Genomic DNA, 20013 nt, shown 5'->3' with positions numbered 1-20013 from the left:
CCTCGCCGCAAGCAGGAGCGCGGATGAGCATCACGCCCGGGATGATCGTGGGGGGAAAGTACCGGCTGGGGCAGCCGGTGTCGCGAGGCGGGATGGGATCCGTGTGGGCCGCGGAGCACCTCCAGCTCGGCTCCGCGGTCGCCCTGAAGTTCATGGATCCGTCGTTCGCCTCGTCGCCGGCGTTCCGGACGCGGTTCGAGCGCGAGGCGCGGGTGGCCGCGAGCCTCAAGACCCCGCACGTGGTCCACGTGTCCGACTACGGCATCGACGCCGCCGGGCCCTTCATCGCGATGGAGCTGCTCCACGGTGAAGACCTCCAGACCCGCCTGGAGCAGCGCAAGCGCCTGCCGATCCACGAGGTGAGCGTCCTGCTCGGGCAGCTCGGCAAGGCGCTGCGTCGCGCCCACGAGGTGGGCCTCATCCACCGTGATCTCAAGCCCCGCAACATCTTCCTCGCGCGTGTCGACGACGAGGAGGTGCTCAAGGTGCTCGACTTCGGCATCGCCAAGGACACCATGGGCCGCTCCGTGGCCGAGTCCACGAGCACCGGCGAGCTGATGGGCTCGCCGCACTACATGAGCCCCGAGCAGCTCCGTGCCGATCGTGATCTCGACGCGCGGAGCGATCTCTGGTCCGTGGGCGTGATCCTGTTCCGCTGCTTGACGGGGAGGCTGCCGTTCCCGGGGGACGTGCTCGGCACGGTCATGGCGCGGGTGCTGGTCGATCCGGTCCCGCAGGCGACGCAGATCGCCCCGGATCTGCCACCCGGTGTCGACGCCTTCTTCGCACGCTGCATGACCCGCGATCGCGAGCAGCGCTTCCAGAACATCCGCGAGCTGGTCGATGCGTTCGCGCAGCTCGCTGGCGGCGCACCCTTCGGGGTCACCACGGCGGGCGTCCAGATGAGCCCCTTCGCGAGCGCTGGTGGCTCGGGGGCTTACCCGGCCCAGGCGCCTGGTGTGCCGCCGGCTTCGGGGGGCTCGCTGGGCTCGGGCTCCTATCCGTCGGGTCCCCTCTCGGGAGCCGGCTCGTATCCGCAGGGCGCTGCGCACGGCGCACAGATGCCCTCGTCGGCGCCGAGACCGGGCTCCGGTGCCTATCCCGCGGTGGGCGCGGCCCAGGTGGGAGGTCCGGGGTTCGGAGCGTCTCCGCCGCGCGGATCGTTCCACAGCATGCCCGGCATGGGGGCTCCTGGAAGCGCAGCGCCCGGGATGCCACTGAACCTCGCCGCACCGATCCCGGTGGGCACCCCCGTGGGAACGCTGGCGTCGGGGGGGACGATCGACGTGTCCACCTTCTCCACGCTGGCCTCCGAGCAGGCCCGCAAGCGGAAGGCGATCTTCGCCATCGGGGGCGCTGCGATCGGACTGGTCGGGGTGATCGCCGCGGTCGCGCTGTCGGAAGGGCGCTCGGATGGTGCGCCGGAGGCACAAGCGGGTGAGGGAGCGCCCGTGTCGACGGCAGCCGTCGCGGAGCCCACGGTGAGCCCGGAGGCCGCGGCGGAGAAGGAAGCCCGGGAGAGAGCGGAAGCGGAGAAGGCAGCAGCCGAGGCCGAGAAGGACGCCGACGAGCGGAAGCTGGCCGAGAAGGTGTCGGATGACAACAAAAAGTCCGGCAGCAAGGAGAGCGGAGCCGCGCAGAAGACCGCGCCGACCAGCACGACGGCGGGCGGAAAGAGCACGCCAACGACCTCTTCTCCAGCGAACACGACGACCGCCACCAAAACCAAGCCGCCACCGACGAGCACGCCAGCGCCGGCCACGACCCGCCCGAAGTGGGGGTTCTGAGCGAGCGAACGTCGACGCCTCGACAGCTCTCTGCTCGCGGCGCCACAGCGATGATTCCTGTTCGTGGTCGTCGATGCGCGCTCGCCATCCGACCGCATCGGAGCGCCAGAGGACAGCGAGCACGTCGTGGCATTTCTGGTTGGCAGGGAAGGTCGTTCGAGGGGGCCGCGCGTTCCGGTGCGTGACTGCGAGCGTGGCGCCGAGCGCGCATCCACTTCACGCGGCCGTGAGCCCTGGCCGTGTGAACGACGCGCGGCGGTCGCGTGTTCCGACCGGAGCGACGTGGAGATGCCTCCTCGCCATCCCGTCCACGCTTCGTGAGCTGCCGTCCAGTGTCTCGATGACGACACCCACGCGACGGGCGTCGACGTCCATGGACATCCCGCGCCGCGCTGGGCGTGTGATCTCCCCGGGGAACCGTCGGGATCGCCGTGCGGACATGCGTCGAAGTATGCGGCGGACTGCACGCTCTCGTCTGGCGCGCACGTTGCTCTTCCGACCACGGGGAGGTGGTGATGTCGGTGGTGTTCGAGTTCATCGAGGCGCTGGAGCACGTGGAAGAGACCGGCGACGTCGAGCCCATGGCCCGGCTGTTCACGCCGGAAGCCGAGCTGAGCAACCTGACGATGCCGCACGTGGAGCGAGGTGTGGACGGCGTGCGTCGCTTCTGGGCCGCCTACCGCGGGACGTTCAAGGCCATCCGCTCGGAGTTCCGCTGTGTCGTCGAGGGCGAGCGGGCCTCGGCGCTGGAGTGGACCTCCCGGGCGAGGGCGTCCGACGGTGCGGAGGTGATGTGCAAGGGGGTGAGCATGCTGGAGCACGCGGGCGGGAAGATCCGCCGCTTCCAGACGTACATCGAGCCGCAGGTCACGAGGGCGCCAAGCAGCGCCGCCTGAGGACGATCGGAGACGCTCCAGCGCCGCACGGGCGCGCTGACTCGTTCACCTTGCTTTCGTCGATCCCTGACGACTCGACCCGCCCATGGCGCTCCGGCCATCGCAGGCCATCGAGCAGCGGGTGCTTTCAGAGATGCCTTCGAGGTGTCGTCTCGATCCACCTCATGCGGCATCGACAGAAATCGATCTGCTCTGATCGTTGCCAGTGCGGTCGTGCTTCGACGATCGAAGCGCGATCGATGTGAGCTTGCCGTCTAGGTCTGTCTGCGCTCTCGGCGCTACAGTCCACCAATGCTTGCAGCACCGTCCTCGCGCGGCTCGGCCCGTGCCTTCTCCGCCGCGGCGTTCTCGGCGTGGTCCGCCATCGCGCTCTCCACCTGCTCGCTCGGCATCGGCTGCGCTGAGCCTCGCACCCCTCAGCCACCCGGGTCCCCGGGCGAGGGGGGAGCCGAGAGCTGGTCGTTCGAGACCATCGAGACCCGCACGGAGACCGTGCTCGAAGAGGAGCGGACGATCGAGTTGATTCGCAGCCACCGGCCGGACGGGGGCCGCACGTACCTCCTCTACATCCATCCGAAGACGGTGGGGGCGCCACTCGTGGTGATGAACCAGCCGTACGCGGGCATCGACTGGACGGGCGAGGAGGTCGACGCGCGCTGGGCGGCGCTCGGGAACGGACTCCACCCGGACGCGGACGCGCCGGATTACGACGGCGACGACGTGATCGCGTACGAGGCGCAGCCCGTCGAGGTGGCGGCCCGGTCGTCTGCGCTCCACCTGCTGAACGGCTTCGCCGTCGTCCACGCTTACGGCCGGTTCTATGCGGGAGGATCGCTCGAAGACGACATCCTCGACGCCAGCGCGCCATACCACTTCGCGCTCTCCCGCAAGGACGACGTCGATGTGCGCCGCATGGCGAGCTTCGGTGGGAGCTGGGGCGGCATGATGGCGCTCTTCGGGGCCTCGCGCGCGCCGGCCGGGGTCACGATCCTGAGCGTGACGCCGCTCTCACCCCCGAGCGATTTCGCCGACGTCTGGACCTGGGCGCGCGTCCGTGGTCCCGCCGAGTACCCCGAGCCCGCACGGATCGAGGCGTTCTACTCGACGTACCTGCGGCGGGTCCTCGCGGCCACGGGCGGCGCAGCGCCGAGCGAGGATCCGGCGGCGTGGGCGCGCTACCAGCAGCCGGCCATCTGCGAAGGCCTGCGCGCGCTCGATGGGGGGACGCGCGTCCTCGTCCCGCACGACGAGTGGGACGTCCTCATCCCCTTCGGTGCGACGCCGGCGCTCGTCGCCGCGTGCCCGGAGCTGGTGCATGGCCTCTACTGGCCGCGTCAGGGAACCATCGACTACACGACGGCCGGCTTCGATCACGGAGCCTTCATGAACGAGCCCGGCTACCCCAGCGCCCTCACGCTCACCGATCTCGACATCGCCCTCGCCCTCACCCGCGACGATCAGCCAGCAGTGACGATCGCTGCCCCCGAGGCCGTCGCCTCGTTCCTCCAGGTCCTCCGCGCGGAGCAGCAAGCCGGGGGGGACGTCTCGTTCGCGACCGAGCCGCTCCGCAAGCTCTGCCACCCCCGCGCCGCGTACCTCGGCCCCGACGGCTCGAACGGCACAGGAGCGTCGCTGCTCTCGACGGTGCTGAACACCGTCTACGGAACGAGCACCACCGCGGCCGACGTCTGCGCGACCCTCGCCTCGGGGCTCCCCACGCCAGGCTGAGCGCGGGCTCGTGTCCTCCGTCTGGCGGCACGACCGCAGGGTGCGGTAGGCTCGCTCCGTGCCGAGACGGCGCCAGCGGAGCAGAAGGTCCTCGAGGGTCCGGCAGATCGTCCGGCTCCTCTCCTTGCTCGTGCTCGCGGTCTTCGTCAGCCAGTCCACGCTCGCCTTCGCCTTCCCTTGCTCTGGCGGCAGAAGTGGGCACGACGACCCGTGCTGCGACGACGACGCGGAAGACGCGGACGCCCCGGAAGGCGGCGGGCACGATGACGACCAGGGGGCCGATCACTCGCGTTGCCCTTGCCCGATCGACTGCGGTCCTTCCTGCGCTGGCAGCGCCCTGCGCGCGATCCCGCCCGCGGCCCTGGGGTTCGTGTTGCCGAGCCCCTTCGTCGAGAGCTGCCGCTGGTGCAGCGCGGAGCGCGGTCCGCCTCCGACGACGCCCGCCGAGATCCTCCACGTCCCGAGAGCCCACGCCTGACCTGGTGAGTGCGCTGCGCCCTCGTGGCGAGCGCTGCCCGTCCATCGGCTGCGGTGTCAGGCCTGCGTGCGCCTCCGTGCGTGCGTGAGGGCAGGCTGCGCGGCCGGACGTCGAGGCTTTGCGGCCGGCAGCCCTCGCCTGGAGCACGGCGCGCCATGGGACACGCCATGCGTCGCGATCCATGCGGCGCAGGGCGCGATCGCCCTGTCGTCACGCGTCCGGCTCTCCCGCGCGGAGTGGGTCTCCACCCCTCCCGCTGGCGAACGGGGCTGCGTCGCGCTGGGGCACTGGGATGGTTCGTCGACTGGAGCTGGATCATGAGCATTCGTCGTTTCTCGAAGCTGGTTTTCTTTCTTCCCCTCCTCCTTTGCAGCGCCGCCGCTTGCTCGAAGGAGGCCGGCCCGAAGGACGCTCCTGCGTCAGGAGCGCAGAGCGTCGCCGTGGCACCGGGCCACGCGCCCGCGGGAGTCAAACCCGGATCGCACGAGGACTGGTGTGGTGAGCACGGGGTCCCCGAATCGCAGTGCTCTCGCTGCAACCCCGAGCTGATCCCCGCCTTCAAGGCGACCGGGGACTGGTGTGCCGAGCATGGCCTGCCCGAGTCGCAGTGCCTCAAGTGCAACCCGAACCTGACCATCACCCGCCCGCCCAAGGGTTCGTGACATGAGACCGAGCGCATCGAGGCGCCGTGGCCTCGTCCTCGCCTTGATCGGTGGGCTTCTCCCTTCTGCCGCCTGCAGCCTCGTGCCCGGGGCGGGGGAGGGGGGCGAGCGCGCGCCTGCCGAGCAACGCGACGGGAAAGGCCGCGCGGCGCCCACCGAGGGCGTGATGTGTGCGGAGCACGGCGTGCTCGAAGCGCTCTGTACCCGGTGCAATCCCAGGCTCGCCGCCGTCTTCCAGGCCAGGGGGGACTGGTGCGCCGAGCACGCGCTGCCGGAGTCGATCTGCCCGATCTGCCACCCGGAGCGCGGCGGAAAGCCCGTGGTCGACGTGGCGCAGGATGGCGCGCCGGCCGATGGCACGAAGGTCCGCCTGAAGGACGCGGCGACCGTCGTCGCTGCCGGGATCGAGACCGTCAAGGCGGAGCTCCGCGAGGGGGCCGGGGGCGTCTCGACCACCGCCCACCTCGACTACGACGCGACCCGGCTCGCCCACCTCAACGCCCGCTCGCCGGGCGTGGTCCGGGCGCTCGCCGCGGACGTCGGCAGCCGGGTCGCGGCGGGGGATCCCCTGGTCGTCATCGACAGCCCGGAGGTCGGGGCCGATCGCGCCCGGCTCGAAACGGCGCGCGCGCGGGTGGCGATCGCCGAGCAGAACTTCCAGCGCCAGCTCGCCCTGGCCCCGGACGGCATCGCCTCGCAGAAGAGCGTGCTGGCCGCACGGCAGGAGCTGGACGACGCCAAGGGAGCCCGCGCCGCGCTCGCCGCGTCCCTGTCGGTGCTCGGGACGCCAGGCCGTGGCGCCGGGGGCTACACGCTCACGGCGCCCATCGCAGGCGTCGTCACCCAGCGCAACGCCACCATCGGCCGGCTCGTGAGCGCCGAGCAGATCCTCTACGAGATCGTGGACACCTCCGCCATGTGGGCGGAGCTGGACGTCCCCGAGATCGACCTGCCGCTCGTCGCTGCGGGCCAGCGCGTGCAGCTCACCCTCGACGGCCTGCCGGGGCGCACCTTCTCTGGCGCGATCACCTACGTCGCGCCCTGGCTCGATCCGCACACCCGCACGGCCAGGGCCCGCGTGCCGCTGGAGAACCCGGATGGGCTGCTCCGCGCCAACATGTACGGCGAGGCCCGCATCACCGCGGAGGCGCGGCAGGCCGTCCTGGTACCGCGCATGGCCATCCAGCGTGCGAAGGACGTCCGCCTCGCCTTCGTGCGGTTGAGCGCGCACGAGTTCGAGACCCGCCGCGTCGAGATCGGGATCAGCGACGGTCAGCGCGTCGAGGTCAAACGAGGCCTCCGCGCCGGGGAAGAGGTGGTCACCCAGGGCAGCTTCCTCCTCAAGACGGAGACCCTCAAAGGGAGCATCGGCGCAGGCTGCTGCGAGGCCGACTGATGCTGAGCCGCCTCATCACCTTCTCGCTCCGCCACCGCGCGCTGGTGATCCTGCTGTCGGTGGGCGTGATCGTGGCCGGCGTCCTCTCCTTCCGGCGGTTGCCGCTCGACGCCTTCCCCGACACGACCCCGGTGCAGGTGCAGATCAACACCGTGGCACCCGCCCTTTCCCCGCTGGAGATCGAGCGCCAGATCACCGCCCCGATCGAGCAGGTGATCGGCGGGCTCCCCCACCTCGCCGAGGTCCGCTCCCTCACCCGCTTCGGCCTGTCCCAGGTGACCGTCGTCTTCGACGATGGCACCGACATCTACCTCGCACGCCAGGTCCTCGCGGAGCGCCTCCAGGTGGTGGAGCTACCGCCGGGCATCGCGCGCCCCCAGCTCGGCCCGGTGGCGACGGGGCTGGGCGAGGTCCTGCACTACACCGTCGAAGGGGAGGGCAAGACCCTCGCCGAACTGCGCACGGTCCAGGACTGGATCATCCGTCCTCAGCTCCGCGCCGTGCGTGGCGTGGCCGAGGTGAACGCCTGGGGAGGAGACGAGCGCCAGATCCAGGTCGTGGTCGACCCGACGGTGCTGCTCGCTCGCAGCCTGACGCTGGCAGAGCTCATCGAGGCACTGGAGCGCAACAACGCGAACGTCGGCGGCGGCACCCTCGACGAGGCGGGCGCGTCGAGCTTGATCCAGGGCATCGGCCTCGTCACCCGCCCCGCCGAGCTGGAAGAGATCGTGGTGCGCACCGACGACGGCGTCCCCATCCGCGTCCGTGACGTCGCGAAGATCCGGGAAGGCCGCGAGATCCGCCGCGCGGGGGTGACCGCCGATGGGCAGGGAGAGGTCGTGCTCGGCCTCGGCTTCATGCGCATGGGCGAGAACGGCCGCGAGGTCACCCACCGCCTCAAGGTCCGCCTCGCCGAGATCGAAAAGACCCTCCCCGAAGGCGTCCGGATCCGCACCGCCTACGATCGCACCCACCTCGTCGACGACGTGCTGGTGACCGTGCGCCGCAACCTGCTCGAAGGCGCACTGCTCGTCGTGGCGGTGCTCTTCGCGTTCCTGGGTAACGTGCGCGCAGGGCTCATCGTGGCCGCCGCCATCCCCCTGTCCTTGCTCTTCGCCTTCAGCCTCATGCTCCAGGCGGGCATCGCCGGCAGCCTCATGAGCCTGGGCGCCCTCGACTTCGGCCTCGTCGTCGACAGCTCGGTCATCCTGGTCGAGAACGCGGCCCGGCGCCTCGGCGAGGCCGACGACGAGCGCAGCACGCTCGACATCGTGCGGGACGCCGCCCTGGAGGTCCGCAAGCCGACCCTGTTCGGAGAGCTGATCCTCCTCGTCGTCTACCTCCCGATCCTTTTCCTGGAGGGCATCGAGGGGAAACTCTTCCGGCCCATGGCGCTGACCGTCGTCTTCGCGCTGCTGGGCTCGATGGTGCTCTCCGTGACGCTCATGCCGGCGCTCGCGAGCCTCGTCCTCTCGCGCCGGACCGGGGAGCACGAGACCTTGCTCGTACGTCTCCTGAAGCGCGCCTACCGCCCCGTCCTCGCCACCGCGCTCCGGCACCGCGTGCTGGTGCTCGGCGGCGCCCTCCTCACCATCGCCGCGGGCGCTGGCCTCGCGATACGCCTCGGCGCCGAGTTCGTCCCCCGCCTCGGCGAGGGGGCCCTCGTGATCAACACCATCCGCCTCGCCGGGGTCTCGGCCGACGAGTCGATCCGTTACGGCAGCGCGATCGAGCGCACCCTCCTCACCGCCTTCCCCGACGAGATCGAGCGGGTGTGGACGCGGACCGGCACGCCCGAGGTCGCCACCGATCCCATGGGCCTCGAGGTTTCGGACGTCTTCGTCACCCTCACCCCGCGCGAAAGCTGGCGCCGCGCCACGACGCAGGAAGCGCTGGTGAAGGCGATGCAAGAGGTGCTCTCCCCCTTGCCGGGGATGCGCATGGTCTTCACCCAGCCCATCGAGATGCGCGTCAACGAGATGACCGCCGGCATCCGCGCCGACGTCGGCGTGAAGGTCTTCGGCGATGATCTGGAGGTGCTCGACGCGAAAACCCGCGAGATCGACCGCCTTCTCCGGACCCTCCCTGGCGCCGCGGACGTGACCACCGAGCAGCTCACGGGCCAGCCCGTCCTCCAGATCCAGGTCGATCGTGCTGCCATCGCCCGGCATGGCATCGCCGCGCGCGACGTGCTCGACGTCGTCGAGGCCCTCGGCACGCGGCAGGTCGGTGTACTCCAGGAAGGCGAGCGGCGCTTCCCCATCACCGTGCGTCTCGCCGATCGCTACCGGAGCGACCCCGAGAGTGTCGCCCGCATCCTCGTCAGCTCCCCGGGTGGCGACAGCATCCCCCTGGCGCGCCTCGCCCGGATCACCCAGGTCGAGGCCCCGGCCACCCTGCAACGCGAGTGGGGCAAGCGCCGCGTCGTCGTCCAGGCGAACACGCGGGGACGTGACGTCGCCGGCTTCGTCGAGGAGGCGCGGGCGGCGATCGAGCGCTCGGTCGACCTGCCCGAAGGCTACTATGTCCGCTTCGGGGGCCAGTTCGAGCACCTGGAGCGGGCGCAGCAGCGGCTCTTCCTCGTGGTTCCTCTCGCGCTCGCCCTCGTGTTCGCGCTGCTCTACGCCACGTACGGGAGCGCGCTGGAGGCGCTCCGCGTCTTCTCCGGAGTTCCCTTCGCGGCGGTGGGCGGCGTGGCTGCGCTCTGGATCCGCGGCCTCCCGTTCAGCGTCGCGGCGGGCGTCGGCTTCATCGCGCTCGCCGGGGTGAGCGTGCTGGGCGACATGGTGCTCGTCTCCACGATCCGACGTCTCCTCGCGCGTGGCGTGCCCCGGGAGGAAGCGATCCCGCTCGCCGCGGAGCAACGCCTCCGCCCCGTGCTGATGACCGCGCTGGTCGCCAGCCTCGGCTTCCTCCCCATGGCCCTCAGCACCGGCATCGGCGCCGAGGTGCAGCGACCCCTCGCCACCGTGGTCATCGGTGGCGTCCTCTCCTCGACCCTGCTGACGCTCCTGGTGCTGCCCGTGCTCTACGACCGGCTCGGGGCTCGACGCCCCCGCGCGCACCGCGCGGGGCCGCCGGTCACTCGTCCTCTTGTTCCACGATCATGAACGACCGGCCCACCATCCCGGAGCCGGTGGTCGACACGCCCCCGCGCGGGCCGATCCGCACCGTCATCAATGCCTGGCCCAGCCGCTCCGCGCGGACCCGGAGGAGCAGCGTGAGCGAAGGCTGCAGCGGCATCGGCTCACCGTAGGGCGCTCTGGCAGGGACGGCGAACCCGGCCTCCAGCGTGACCTCGGGCAGCTCGGCCCGCGCCACGCTTCCCCGGAGCACGCAGGGCGTGGACGTCGTCCCGTCCTCCAGGGCCACGGCCTCCACCGTCACGTACCGCTCGACGATCGCCGCACCACCGAGCTCGACCCACAGCCCGTTGGCCACCCCTCCATGGTTGTTCACCTGCAAGCGCAGCGTGGTCGTCGCGCCGATCCTCGCGCACCACCGCGTACTGTGATCTCCGGCCACGCCGATCGCTGGCGTCCCATCGACGCGCGGCAGCGCCGGTGGCGTCGGCGGCGCGGACGAGCGGCGGAAGTCGGGCATCTCGACCTCGCTGGCCACGAACCGCCCGTCCTTGCGCTCCCACCGCTCCAGCCGCCAGTTGTGCGGGCGCCGGTAGTGGCGATCGGTGCGCGCGAGCAGGTGCACCGACCCATCCGGCGTGGAGCCGCCATCGATCAGAAACCCGGGCTCCCTGGAGAAGCGCCGCGCGCTCAGGGCGGGCAGCGTCAGCGCCTGGATGTGATCGTCGCTGTGCGTCTGGCTGACCAGCGCCGTCTCCTCGTCCCACGCGAAGCCTGGCGACTCGGAGCCCCACGCCAGCTCCTCGCCGAACTGATGCCGGATGGCGCGCACCGTCCCCGCCTCGTCCACGAAGATGAACTCCGTGTGCCGGAGGTTCGCAACCAGCGTGATCAGCGCCCCGCTCGGCACCGGCAGCACGAACACCTCGAGATGCTCCCGATCGATCGGCACCCGCGCCGTGAGCCTCGGCTGAAGCGTCTTCGGATCGAGCACCGCCACGATCCCGCTGTAGGTCGTGCTGACCCCGATCCCGAAGCGGTTCGCCGACAGCCGCACCCCGCCGCGCCACCAGGGCCCCCACTCTCCGATGCTCTGCGCATTCAGCGCCAGCGGGTCGAAGGGAGGCATGTCGGTCTCCTGCTCGTCCTCGCTCCAGTCCTCGGGCCAGCCGCCGCCTTGACGCGGCGCCGCCGACGTCCACTCCAGCCGCGGCGCCTCCGTGATGCGCACCTCCTCCCCGAGCACCAGCCGATCTCCTTCGAGCTGGGCAGCGCGCAGCAGCATGCGGGAGCGCTTGCCTGGGGCCTCCTCGGCCGTCAGCGCCACGAGAGGTCCTCCGGGGGCCGCCGCGAAATCCACGACGCCCTTGGCTTCGCACGGAGCGACCGCCCCGCCCCCTTCGCCGTCGGTCCAGATCAGCGGGGTGTCCCGGTTCCGACGCAGGAGCGCGCGCTGGCCCTGAGCGTCGAGCATGACGAAGGAAGAGAGGAAGGGGGGATCCTGGTCGCGGCGGAGGCCCGACAGAGAGAAGCGGTACACGCTCGCCTCTCCGTCGATGCATCGCGCGACTCCCCAGCCTGTCGCGACCACAAACACGTTGCCGTCGGTCCAGAGGGCCATCGTGACGCCGTTTTAGTCAGCAACCGAGCGATGACGCCAGCGCCTTCGCCAGCCGGGACCGCTCCTGCGTCTGCCAGCGGATTGTGCCGCTGCCGTCGCTCGTGCCGCTTCCTCGAAGAGAAAGAGGACCGGGCGTGGTGAAAGCATGCGGAGGAGCACCCTCACCGGTATCCTCGCCAACTACCTCACCCGCGTCATGCGCGGTATATCCTGCGCCTGGTGCAGCGACCTCCTCGTCGACGACCCACCCACCCTGGAGAGTGCGCATGACCGCACCCACGCCGGTGCGTTCTCCGTTGCGCAGCGCGTGGCGACGCCTCCTGCCGGACAACTTCACCCTGGCGCTGCTCGGGACCGTCACCCTGGCTACGCTCCTGCCGTGCCGCGGTGAGGTCGCGCGGGGCTTCTCGCTGCTGACGGATCTCGCCATCGTCCTCTTGTTTTTCCTGCACGGAGCGAAGCTCTCTCGCGAAGCCATCCTCTCGGGCCTCGCGCATTACCGACTCCACCTCCTGGTGTTCGCGTCGACGTTCGTCCTCTTTCCCGCCCTGGGCCTGCTGACGGGCCTTCTCCCTTCCTCCTTGCTCGGGCCAGAGCTCGCGAGTGGCTTCCTCTTTCTCTGCCTCCTGCCTTCCACGGTGCAGTCCTCGATTGCCTTCACCTCCATGGCGGGCGGCAACGTCCCGGCGGCGGTGTGCAGCGCCTCGATCTCCAACGTGCTCGGCATCTTCATCACCCCCGTCCTCACGGGGGCCTTGCTCGGCGCGCAGGGGGCAGGTGTCTCGCTCGGCGCCATCCGCTCCATCCTGCTCCAGCTCCTCGCGCCGTTCGTGCTTGGCCATCTCCTGCGGCCGGTGATTGGCGCCTTCGTCGATCGCCACAAGAGCGTGCTCTCGCTCGTCGACCGCGGCTCGATCCTCCTCGTCGTGTACACGGCGTTCAGCGAGGCGGTCGTCGAGGGGCTGTGGCAGAAAGTCTCTGGCTTCGATCTCGCGGTCGTCCTCGCCGTGTCCGGGCTGATCCTTGCGCTGGCGCTCGCGGTCACCACCTGGGGCGCGCGGGCCCTCGGGTTCTCGCGCGAGGACGAGATTGCCATCGTATTCTGCGGCTCCAAGAAGAGCCTTGCATCGGGCGTCCCCATGGCCGGCGTGCTCTTCCCGGCCGCGACGGTGGGCGTGATGATCGTGCCCCTGATGCTCTTCCACCAGATCCAGCTCATGGTGTGCGCGGTGCTCGCGCGCCGCTACGCCGAGAAGCCGTCGTCGGAGGACGCGGAGAGGGTGGCGAGAGAGGGGACGCCTGGCTAGCATCCGCCGCGCTCCGCCGAGGTCATCCTGGTGTCCGTCATCACGCCCGAATTAGTCCGCCGCGCGACCGCGGGAGATCGCCCCACGGTGCGCGCGCTGGTGGACGCGCTGACGCCGGTCATCCAGGCGCGCGTGGCGCGGGTGCTCCTGCGCGCTGGCCGTGGCGTCCGCGGGCGCGACGTCCGGCAGGAGGTCGAGGACCTGACCCAGCACGTCTTCGAGCGGCTGTTCGCCGGGGGTGGTGCCGTCCTGCTCCAGTGGGACCCCGCGCGCGGCCTGTCGCTGCTCAACTACGTGGGTCTGCTCGCCGAGCGTGAAGCCGTGACCGTGCTGCGCAGCCGTCGCCGCAGCCCGTTCACCGAGGAGGCCACCGCGTGTGCGGACCTCGAGCAAGGGGGAGGGGAGGGCGACGGCGGCGCGCTCGAGGCGCGCGTTGCCTCCCGCGAGGCGCTCACGGCCCTGGTGCGGGCGATGAAGGAGCGCCTCAGCGAGCAGGGACTCCAGATGTTCACCTGGCTCCTCGTCGAGGAGCGGACCGTGGAGGACGTCTGCGCCCTCGCGGACATGTCGCCGGACGCCGTCTACGCCTGGCGCAGTCGTCTCACCCGGCTCGCGCGCGCCCTGGGAGAGGAAATCCTGTCAGACGGCGGCACGCCGTCGCGTAAACCCGTGGAGAAGGCCCGTGAAGGACGATGAGCTGCTGCGGGCGCTGAGCCGCGCCGCCCGCGAGGACGATCCGCTCGTCGATCCTCGCTGGGACGAGCTCGCCGCCGACCGCCTGTCCGAGGAGGACCGGGAAGCCCTGGAAGCGCTCGCGCGACAGGACCCGGAGGCGCAGGAGGCTCTGAAGGCGTTCGCCCCGCTCGGGGAGGACGTGCGCGCGGCGACCGTCGAGCGTGCCCTGGCCGCGCTCACGCATTCGACGGGCGTCGATGCCCCGGAAGCATCGAAGGAAGAGGGGCCAGACAGCGCCCGCGTGGTGCGGCTTCAGGGGAGGCGACGCTCGCTCATGACCTGGGTCATGGCCGCGTCCCTCGCTGCGGCCGTGGCTGCGGTGTGGGGGCTGGGTCGCTTCGGCACGACGGCAGGCGTCCCCCTGTACGAGCTGACGGTGGTCGGGGGGGAGCAAAGCACACGCAGCGCGCCGCGAGCCCCAGGCGAGGAGCCCCCTCAGCTCGGCTCGGGTTCTCGCCTCGAGTTGCTCCTCCGGCCAGCGGAGCCAGCCCATGAGTCCGTGGCGGTGCGCGCCTTCCTGGCGACCCGTGGTGCGGCTTCGCTGTCGGAGGTGCGTCGGTGGGAGCCTCCGGTGGAGATCTCTCCCGAGGGCGCCGTGCGCATCGCGGGCACGCGGGAAGCGCTCTTCCCCGACCTTCCTGCTGGAGAGATCACGGTGCTTCTCGTGGTGGGCGCGGAGGGGAAGCTGCCAGAAGATGCGGCGGCCGCCCTGCGCGCGGAGCGTGAGGAGGACCAGAGAGCGCACGCTCCCTTCCGGGTGCTGCGCGTGCGCCTGCGTCTCGACGACGGAGGCCGGCAAGCACCGTGAGGCGTGGGATGCGCTTCGGGTTTCTCTTTCTCCTGACCACCCTCCTCGCCGCCACCGCTGCTTGCCATGATCCAGCGCCCCTCGTGGAGGGCGCTGGCGTGTCGCTCACCGTCGAGGCCTCTGGCTGCAGCGCGGTACGGCTCGACGTGCGGCACGACGGCCCGCTCTGCGAGATCCCTCGCAGCGGTCTGCTGCGGCTCTGGATCGCCACGGACGCCGACGCATCCCTCCACCTTGCCCTCGACGCGCGCCCGGTGCTGCTCCCGCTCGGCCTTCCCGCGCGTGACGGTGTGCGCCGCTTCGTCCCCATCCCCGATGCGGCACGCTCCCTCCGCGTGACCGCGAAGCGCGGTGCATCCGAGCGCGTGCGCGAGATCCTCCTCGCCCCCCGCGTCCTGCCGCCTGCCCTCGACGAGGCCGAGGCCTTCCGCCGAGAAGGTCGGCTCGACGATGCCGAGAAGCACCTCGCCCTCGTCGCTGACGACCCTCATCCCGCCGTGCGCGCGGCCGTGACCGGCAAGCGGGCGCGCATCGCACGGAGCCGTGGTGACATCGACCGTGCCGTGGCGCTCCTGCGCGATGCCGTGCGCCTGGACCGGGAGGCCGGGCGCGTCTCCGACGAGCTGAACGACCGCTTCGCCCTCGCGTACACCCTGCTCTACCAGGGGCGCCGCTTCCCCGAGGCGCGCGAGGCGCTCGACGGCCTCGACGACCTCCTCCAGCTCTCCCCCGATGGCCGCGCCACCGCCGCCTACTACCGCGGTCTCCTCGCCTACGAGACCGGCGATCTCCGCGCAGCCCTCCGCCTCTTCCGAGCCTCCGCCGAGGATGCCGAGCGCCTCGGCCTCGACGACCATCGCATCGACGTCCTCCAGCCCTGGGCCACCACCCTCTCTCTGCTGGGCCGTCACGCAGAAGCCATGCGCCTTCTGCGCCAGGCCGAGCACGCCCTCGGCCCCGGAGGCAGCCCTTGTCGCAGAGCCCATCTCGCCAACGATCGCGGCTGGATCGCTCTCCGCGCCGTCAGCGCGCTCGAACGAGGGGACGAAGACCCACTTCCCCCGCTCGAAGAGGCCCTCGCCCTGTACCGAGAGGCCTGCCCCGAGCCCGCCGATCTCGCCAACGTGCGAACCAACCTCGCCCTCGCCGCGCTCGAACGCGGCGCACCGGACGACGCCCTCCGCCACCTCGACCAGGCCCGCGCACTCACACCCGATGCCGATCCCAGACTCCGTGTCTGGTGGCTCCTCCTCGAAGCCCGCATCGCCCTCGCCCAGGCCCGCACCACCGAAGCCCTCGCCGCCTACGAACGACTCGTCCACATCGCCGACGGCGCCCTGCTCCCCGCGGCGGCGCTCCAGGCCGCTCTGGGCCGGGCCCAGGTGTTCGAGGCCCTCCATCGCCCGGACGACGCCCGTCTCGCTCACGCCGAGGCCGAGGACCGCATCGAGGACGCCAGCCTGCTCGTCCCCCTCGGCGAAGGCCGCGAGACCTTCCTCGCGGGCCACGAGCTGGGCGCACGCCAGCGCATCGACTTCCTCGTCCGCCACGCCCGCGCCCTCGACGCCCACGGCCATGACCCTGCTGGCGCGCAGGCGGTGCTCCGGGAAGCTGCCGAAGCCGCACGCCGGAGCCGCGCTCGCCTTCTTCGCGCCCTGCGCTGGGCCGATCGCCTCGGCGCACTTCCCCCGGACGAGCGTGCCCGATGGGATACCGCTGTCGCGCGCTACCGCCGCGAGCGCGCCCACCTCGACGAAGCCGCCGCGAACGACTGGAAGCTTTCCAGCGCGCACCTCGCCGAGACCGTGGCTGCACGGCGCCTGACGCACGGCGCGCTACGAGAAGCCCTCGACGAGGCCCTCTCCCGCCTCGGCGCCGAGCCCACCCATCCCCGCGACGCGGAGTCCACCCATCTTCGCGGTGCCGAGCCGAACACCCGGTCTGGCGCACTCCCCCAGCCGACCTCGGACGAAGTCCAGCTCGTCTACCACCCTGTCCGCGAAGGCTGGGTCGGCTTCGCGATCACCCCCGAGCGCGTGCAGGTCCATCCGCTCGGCCCCATCGACCTGCGCGCCCCGCTCGACGCCCTTGCAGCGCAGCTTCTCACGCCCTTTCGCGAACGCCTCCAGCATGCCCGGCGCGTGCGCGTCGCGCCCTTCGGCCCCCTGGAGCACCTCGATCTGCACACCCTGCCCTGGGAGGGAGCGCCCCTCATCGAACACCTCCCCATCGTCTACGGCCTCGACCTCTCCCGTCCTCCCTCGCCCCTTGGCCCCCTCGCACCCGAGACGCAGCCCACGGCACCCCCCGCGCCACCTCCCCCTGCGCAACCTCCGGGCAGCGTGGTGATCGTGGCCGACCCTCGAGGCGACCTCCCGGCCGCCCGCCGCGAAGCCCAGACGACGCTCGCAGCCCTCGCCCCCCAGGATGCTCGTGCGCGCCCCCTCCTGCTCCAGGGTCCCGACGCCACCCACCTCGCCGTCCGCGAAGCCCTCGAAGCCCAGGACCTCTCCCTCTTCCACTACGCCGGCCACGGCATCTACCAGGGCCTCGACGCCTGGGAGAGCGGCCTCCCCCTCGCCCAGGGAGGATGGCTCACCCTCGCCGACATCATGACCCTCCGCCGCGCCCCCCGCCGCGTCATCCTCTCCGCCTGCGAAACCGCGCGCAGCCACGGCGAGCATGCCGCTGCTGGCCTCGGACTCGCCCAGGCCTTCGCCGTCGCGGGCTCCACCGAGATCCTTGCGGCCATGCGCCCCGTCGACGACCACCTCACCGAGCGCCTGATGGGCGCCGTCCACACCGCCCTCGCCTCCGACCCGACCCTGGATCTCGCCGCTGCCCTCCGCCTCGCCCACCTCTCCTTGCGCACCGACCCATCGAGCGCGCACCTCGCGAGCTTCCGCGTCCTCGTCCCGTGAACATCGCCGCCCGGTGGTCATCGCCGCCCGGTGAACATCGCCGCCTGGGTGAACATCGCCGTCGCCCGAGCGCCCTCGGCGCATCTCCTGTCAAACGCGCCCTCCTCGGATCGTAGACCGCATCGCCAGCCTCACCCCCGAGCGCCGGCCTTCCGGAGCAGATCATGGAGCACCTCCCCCCGACCCCGATCCTCGCCTGCGCCCTCGCCGGCCTCCTGACCGCAGCGTGTAGCGAACTCCACGAACCCGAGCCCCCGCCCGATCCCACCGCCGAACCGGGCACCCTCACCCTCACCGGCGCGCATCCCCTGGCGAGCACGACGGGCCCCCTCGGCTGCACGGGACGCCGCTGGATCGCCCACATCCCGCCACCTGGCACCTGCCCCGCACCACCCCTGGGCTGGATCATGGCCCCCCTCTTCGGCGCCGCCGCGCCACCAGGGCTCTCCTCGCTCTGCCTCTACGACCACGCCGGCCTCCCTGGCCCTGTCCCACCGCAGCCCATCACCGCCCTCCACACCGCGCTCACGACCCAGGGAGCGACCGCGATCGAAGAAGACTGCGTGGTCGTCGAACCCCTCGCCGGCCAGCTCCAGGCGGCCTCACGCCCCTGGTTGCACGACCAGCTCCTCGCCCAGCTCGACGCCAGCGGCCCGCTCCCGCAAGGCGGCACCCCCTCTCCCGTTGCCATCGCCGTCGCCGACACCTCCCCCGACGCCCGACCCGATGGCGTGACGGGCAGCATCCCGCGCGGACGACTGGACCACGGCTACACCATGGCCTGGCTCGCGCGCGACCTCGCGTGCCCTGCCGGCGGCCCCTGCACCGCCTACCTCAGCACCCAGCTCGCCCTCCCGCACATCGACAACGCCACCGTCGACCTCGCCCAGGGCGGCTACTTCGGGACCCGTGGCCAGCTCGCCCAGGCCATCCACCGCGCCGTCGACGCCTGGAAAGCCGCCTACCCGGCGCAGCGCCGCCTCGTCATCAACCTCAGCGTCGGCTGGGAACCCGACGCTGGCTGTGGCGATCCGAGCGCCCCCGAACTCTTGCCGCTCCCCGAGCGCGCGGTCCTCCTCGCCCTCCAGCATGCCGCTTGCCACGGTGCGCTCCTCATCGCCGCCGCCGGCAACGATCCAGGCGGCCCCGAACCCCACTACCCGGCAGGCACCCCGATGCCGTCTGGCCCCACCTGTCCTGCCGCCTGGTCCGTGGAGCCCGCACCCTCGTCCAGCCGGTGCACCGACCTCGAAGGCACAGGCTACGCCACCCCCTTCAGCGCCCTTCCGCTCCGCTACACACCACCGTCGCCCCCTGAAGCCCCTGGCGCACCGATCGACGACGCCCTCCTGTTCGCCGTGGGTGGCGTCGACCACGCCGATCGACCCATCGTGCGCGCCCGCCCTGAAGGCAACCCGCGCCTTGCCGCCCTGGCCTTGCATGGCACCGCAGGACAGCCCGGCCTCTCCCTCCCTGCACCGCTCACCGGCACCTCCGTCGCTGCTGCGGCCGTCAGCGGAATCGCCGCTGCGACCTGGGCTTACCGCCCCGACCTCACCGCCACCGAGATCATGGACCTCGTCTACCGCGCCGGCCCGATCCTCTCGCGCAAGGCCGACTTCCACGCCTCCGGCGTCTCCGATCTCGTCCGTCGCGTCACCCGCTGCCGCGCGCTCGCCGCCGCGTGTCCTCCTGGCGGTGGCACCTCCACCTGCCCACCCACTGGCGTCCCTTGCGCCTCCTTCCCACCGCCGCAACCTGCGCAGAACCCCTCCTGGACCCCATCCTTGCTGAGCGCTCTCGCGACAGACCTCGCCACCGCGCCCCCCTTGTTCGGTCCTCACACCCGGCTCGACGTTCTCCCCGAACCCCGACGCTACCGCAGCCTTGCCGCAGCGCCGTGGGTCCACCCTCAGCCCGAGCGCCCCCCTTGTGGTGCCTGCATCTTCCAGCCCTCGAACGGCAGCCTCTACATCGAGATCGCCTCCGACTACCCCCAGCGCCGCGTCCTCACCCAGACGACCCTCACCCTCACCGGACCGGAATTCCTCGGCCAGCGCCCGCGCACCGTCTCGTACGCCCTCGTCCCTCTCCGCCAGATCCGCGCCTCGACCGAGCCCTTCTCGATCATGGACATCGCCTGGTCCAGCGACCTCTCCTCGGTCCAGTCCGCCTCCATCGCCTGGGTCGTGACCGACACCGAGACCGACGAGACCAGCTCCGTCACCGAGCAGATCCTGATCCGACGCTGAGCAAGCATCCCGTCTGGCCTCCCCTCGCTGTCGGGCGGAACTCCCGCCCCTTGCGTCGCTGGCCCCGTGCTCCGTTCCGGCAGGCGGCTTCGTTCAGCCGAGGAGTGCTCTCGCTCGGCAAACGCGAGCCTCGCCACGGCCAGGCTGCGGGTCGCGTTTCTCTTTGCGGGTCACGCAGCAGGTGGGGCCCTGATCTGGACCGGGGTCGATGCCGAAGGGATCAGGGCGAGGGATCAGGGCGGGTGATGCAGAACGTTGCACCGCGTCGGAAACGCGTCGAGTTCGTCAAAGCGTCGAGTTCGTTGCGCCGTGAGACCCCGCCGATGGGAAGACCGGCGT

General features: G+C 71.5%; 13 protein-coding genes. 12 read left to right on the top strand and 1 reads right to left on the bottom strand.

Going from position 1 to position 20013, the window contains the following annotated elements; translation table 11 throughout:
- Positions 1–23: 23 nt before the first annotated feature.
- The 7 genes from CMC5_RS32360 to CMC5_RS32330 all read left to right on the top strand — a co-directional run bounded on the left by CMC5_RS32360 (position 24) and on the right by CMC5_RS32330 (position 10057).
- Complete coding sequence (locus CMC5_RS32360; protein WP_050434019.1) at positions 24–1787, top strand: serine/threonine-protein kinase; 1764 nt, start codon at positions 24–26, stop codon at positions 1785–1787.
- 515 nt (positions 1788–2302) lie between these two features.
- Complete coding sequence (locus CMC5_RS32355) at positions 2303–2683, top strand: nuclear transport factor 2 family protein (RefSeq protein ID WP_050434018.1); 381 nt, start codon at positions 2303–2305, stop codon at positions 2681–2683.
- Positions 2684–2974: 291 nt separating this feature from the next.
- Complete coding sequence (locus CMC5_RS32350) at positions 2975–4411, top strand: alpha/beta hydrolase family protein (RefSeq protein WP_050434017.1); 1437 nt, start codon at positions 2975–2977, stop codon at positions 4409–4411.
- A gap of 58 nt (positions 4412–4469) precedes the next feature.
- Complete coding sequence (locus CMC5_RS32345) at positions 4470–4889, top strand: hypothetical protein (RefSeq protein WP_156339025.1); 420 nt, start codon at positions 4470–4472, stop codon at positions 4887–4889.
- A 317-nt stretch (positions 4890–5206) separates the two neighbouring features.
- Positions 5207–5551 (top strand): hypothetical protein, encoded by a 345-nt coding sequence (locus CMC5_RS43445; RefSeq protein WP_082362987.1) that lies wholly within the window; start codon positions 5207–5209, stop codon positions 5549–5551.
- A gap of 1 nt (position 5552) precedes the next feature.
- Positions 5553–6947, top strand: coding sequence for an efflux RND transporter periplasmic adaptor subunit (locus tag CMC5_RS32335; RefSeq protein WP_082362986.1), 1395 nt, complete (start codon positions 5553–5555; stop codon positions 6945–6947).
- Positions 6947–10057, top strand: coding sequence for an efflux RND transporter permease subunit (locus tag CMC5_RS32330; protein ID WP_050434014.1), 3111 nt, complete (start codon positions 6947–6949; stop codon positions 10055–10057). The genes CMC5_RS32335 and CMC5_RS32330 overlap by 1 nt, the downstream gene beginning before the upstream one ends.
- Here the strand turns inward: CMC5_RS32330 and CMC5_RS32325 are convergent.
- On the bottom strand, positions 10029–11570 hold the full coding sequence (locus CMC5_RS32325; protein WP_156339024.1) for a hypothetical protein: 1542 nt from the start codon (positions 11568–11570) through the stop codon (positions 10029–10031). The genes CMC5_RS32330 and CMC5_RS32325 overlap by 29 nt on opposite strands.
- 347 nt (positions 11571–11917) lie before the next feature.
- Between CMC5_RS32325 and CMC5_RS32320 the strand changes: the two genes are divergently transcribed.
- From CMC5_RS32320 to CMC5_RS32300, 5 genes are all read left to right on the top strand, one after another.
- On the top strand, positions 11918–12958 hold the full coding sequence (locus tag CMC5_RS32320; RefSeq protein WP_050434012.1) for a bile acid:sodium symporter family protein: 1041 nt from the start codon (positions 11918–11920) through the stop codon (positions 12956–12958).
- A gap of 30 nt (positions 12959–12988) precedes the next feature.
- Entirely contained in the window at positions 12989–13654 is a 666-nt protein-coding gene (locus CMC5_RS32315; protein ID WP_156339023.1) for an RNA polymerase sigma factor, read from the top strand.
- Complete coding sequence (locus CMC5_RS32310) at positions 13641–14501, top strand: hypothetical protein (protein ID WP_050434009.1); 861 nt, start codon at positions 13641–13643, stop codon at positions 14499–14501. Before CMC5_RS32315 ends, CMC5_RS32310 begins: the two co-directional genes overlap by 14 nt.
- 8 nt (positions 14502–14509) lie before the next feature.
- Positions 14510–17422 carry a CHAT domain-containing protein gene (locus CMC5_RS32305; protein WP_050434008.1) on the top strand — a complete coding sequence of 971 codons (2913 nt, stop codon included), beginning with the start codon at positions 14510–14512 and terminating at the stop codon, positions 17420–17422.
- Positions 17423–17586: 164 nt separating this feature from the next.
- Positions 17587–19674, top strand: a complete 2088-nt coding sequence (locus tag CMC5_RS32300) for a S8/S53 family peptidase (RefSeq protein ID WP_050434006.1) — start codon at positions 17587–17589, stop codon at positions 19672–19674.
- Positions 19675–20013: the final 339 nt, after the last annotated feature.

Source organism: Chondromyces crocatus, assembly GCF_001189295.1.
In the GTDB taxonomy this organism is placed as follows: Bacteria; Myxococcota_A; Polyangia; order Polyangiales; family Polyangiaceae; genus Chondromyces; species Chondromyces crocatus.
Note: the sequence above shows the minus strand (reverse complement) of the source record. Positions and strands in the feature narration are given on the sequence as shown.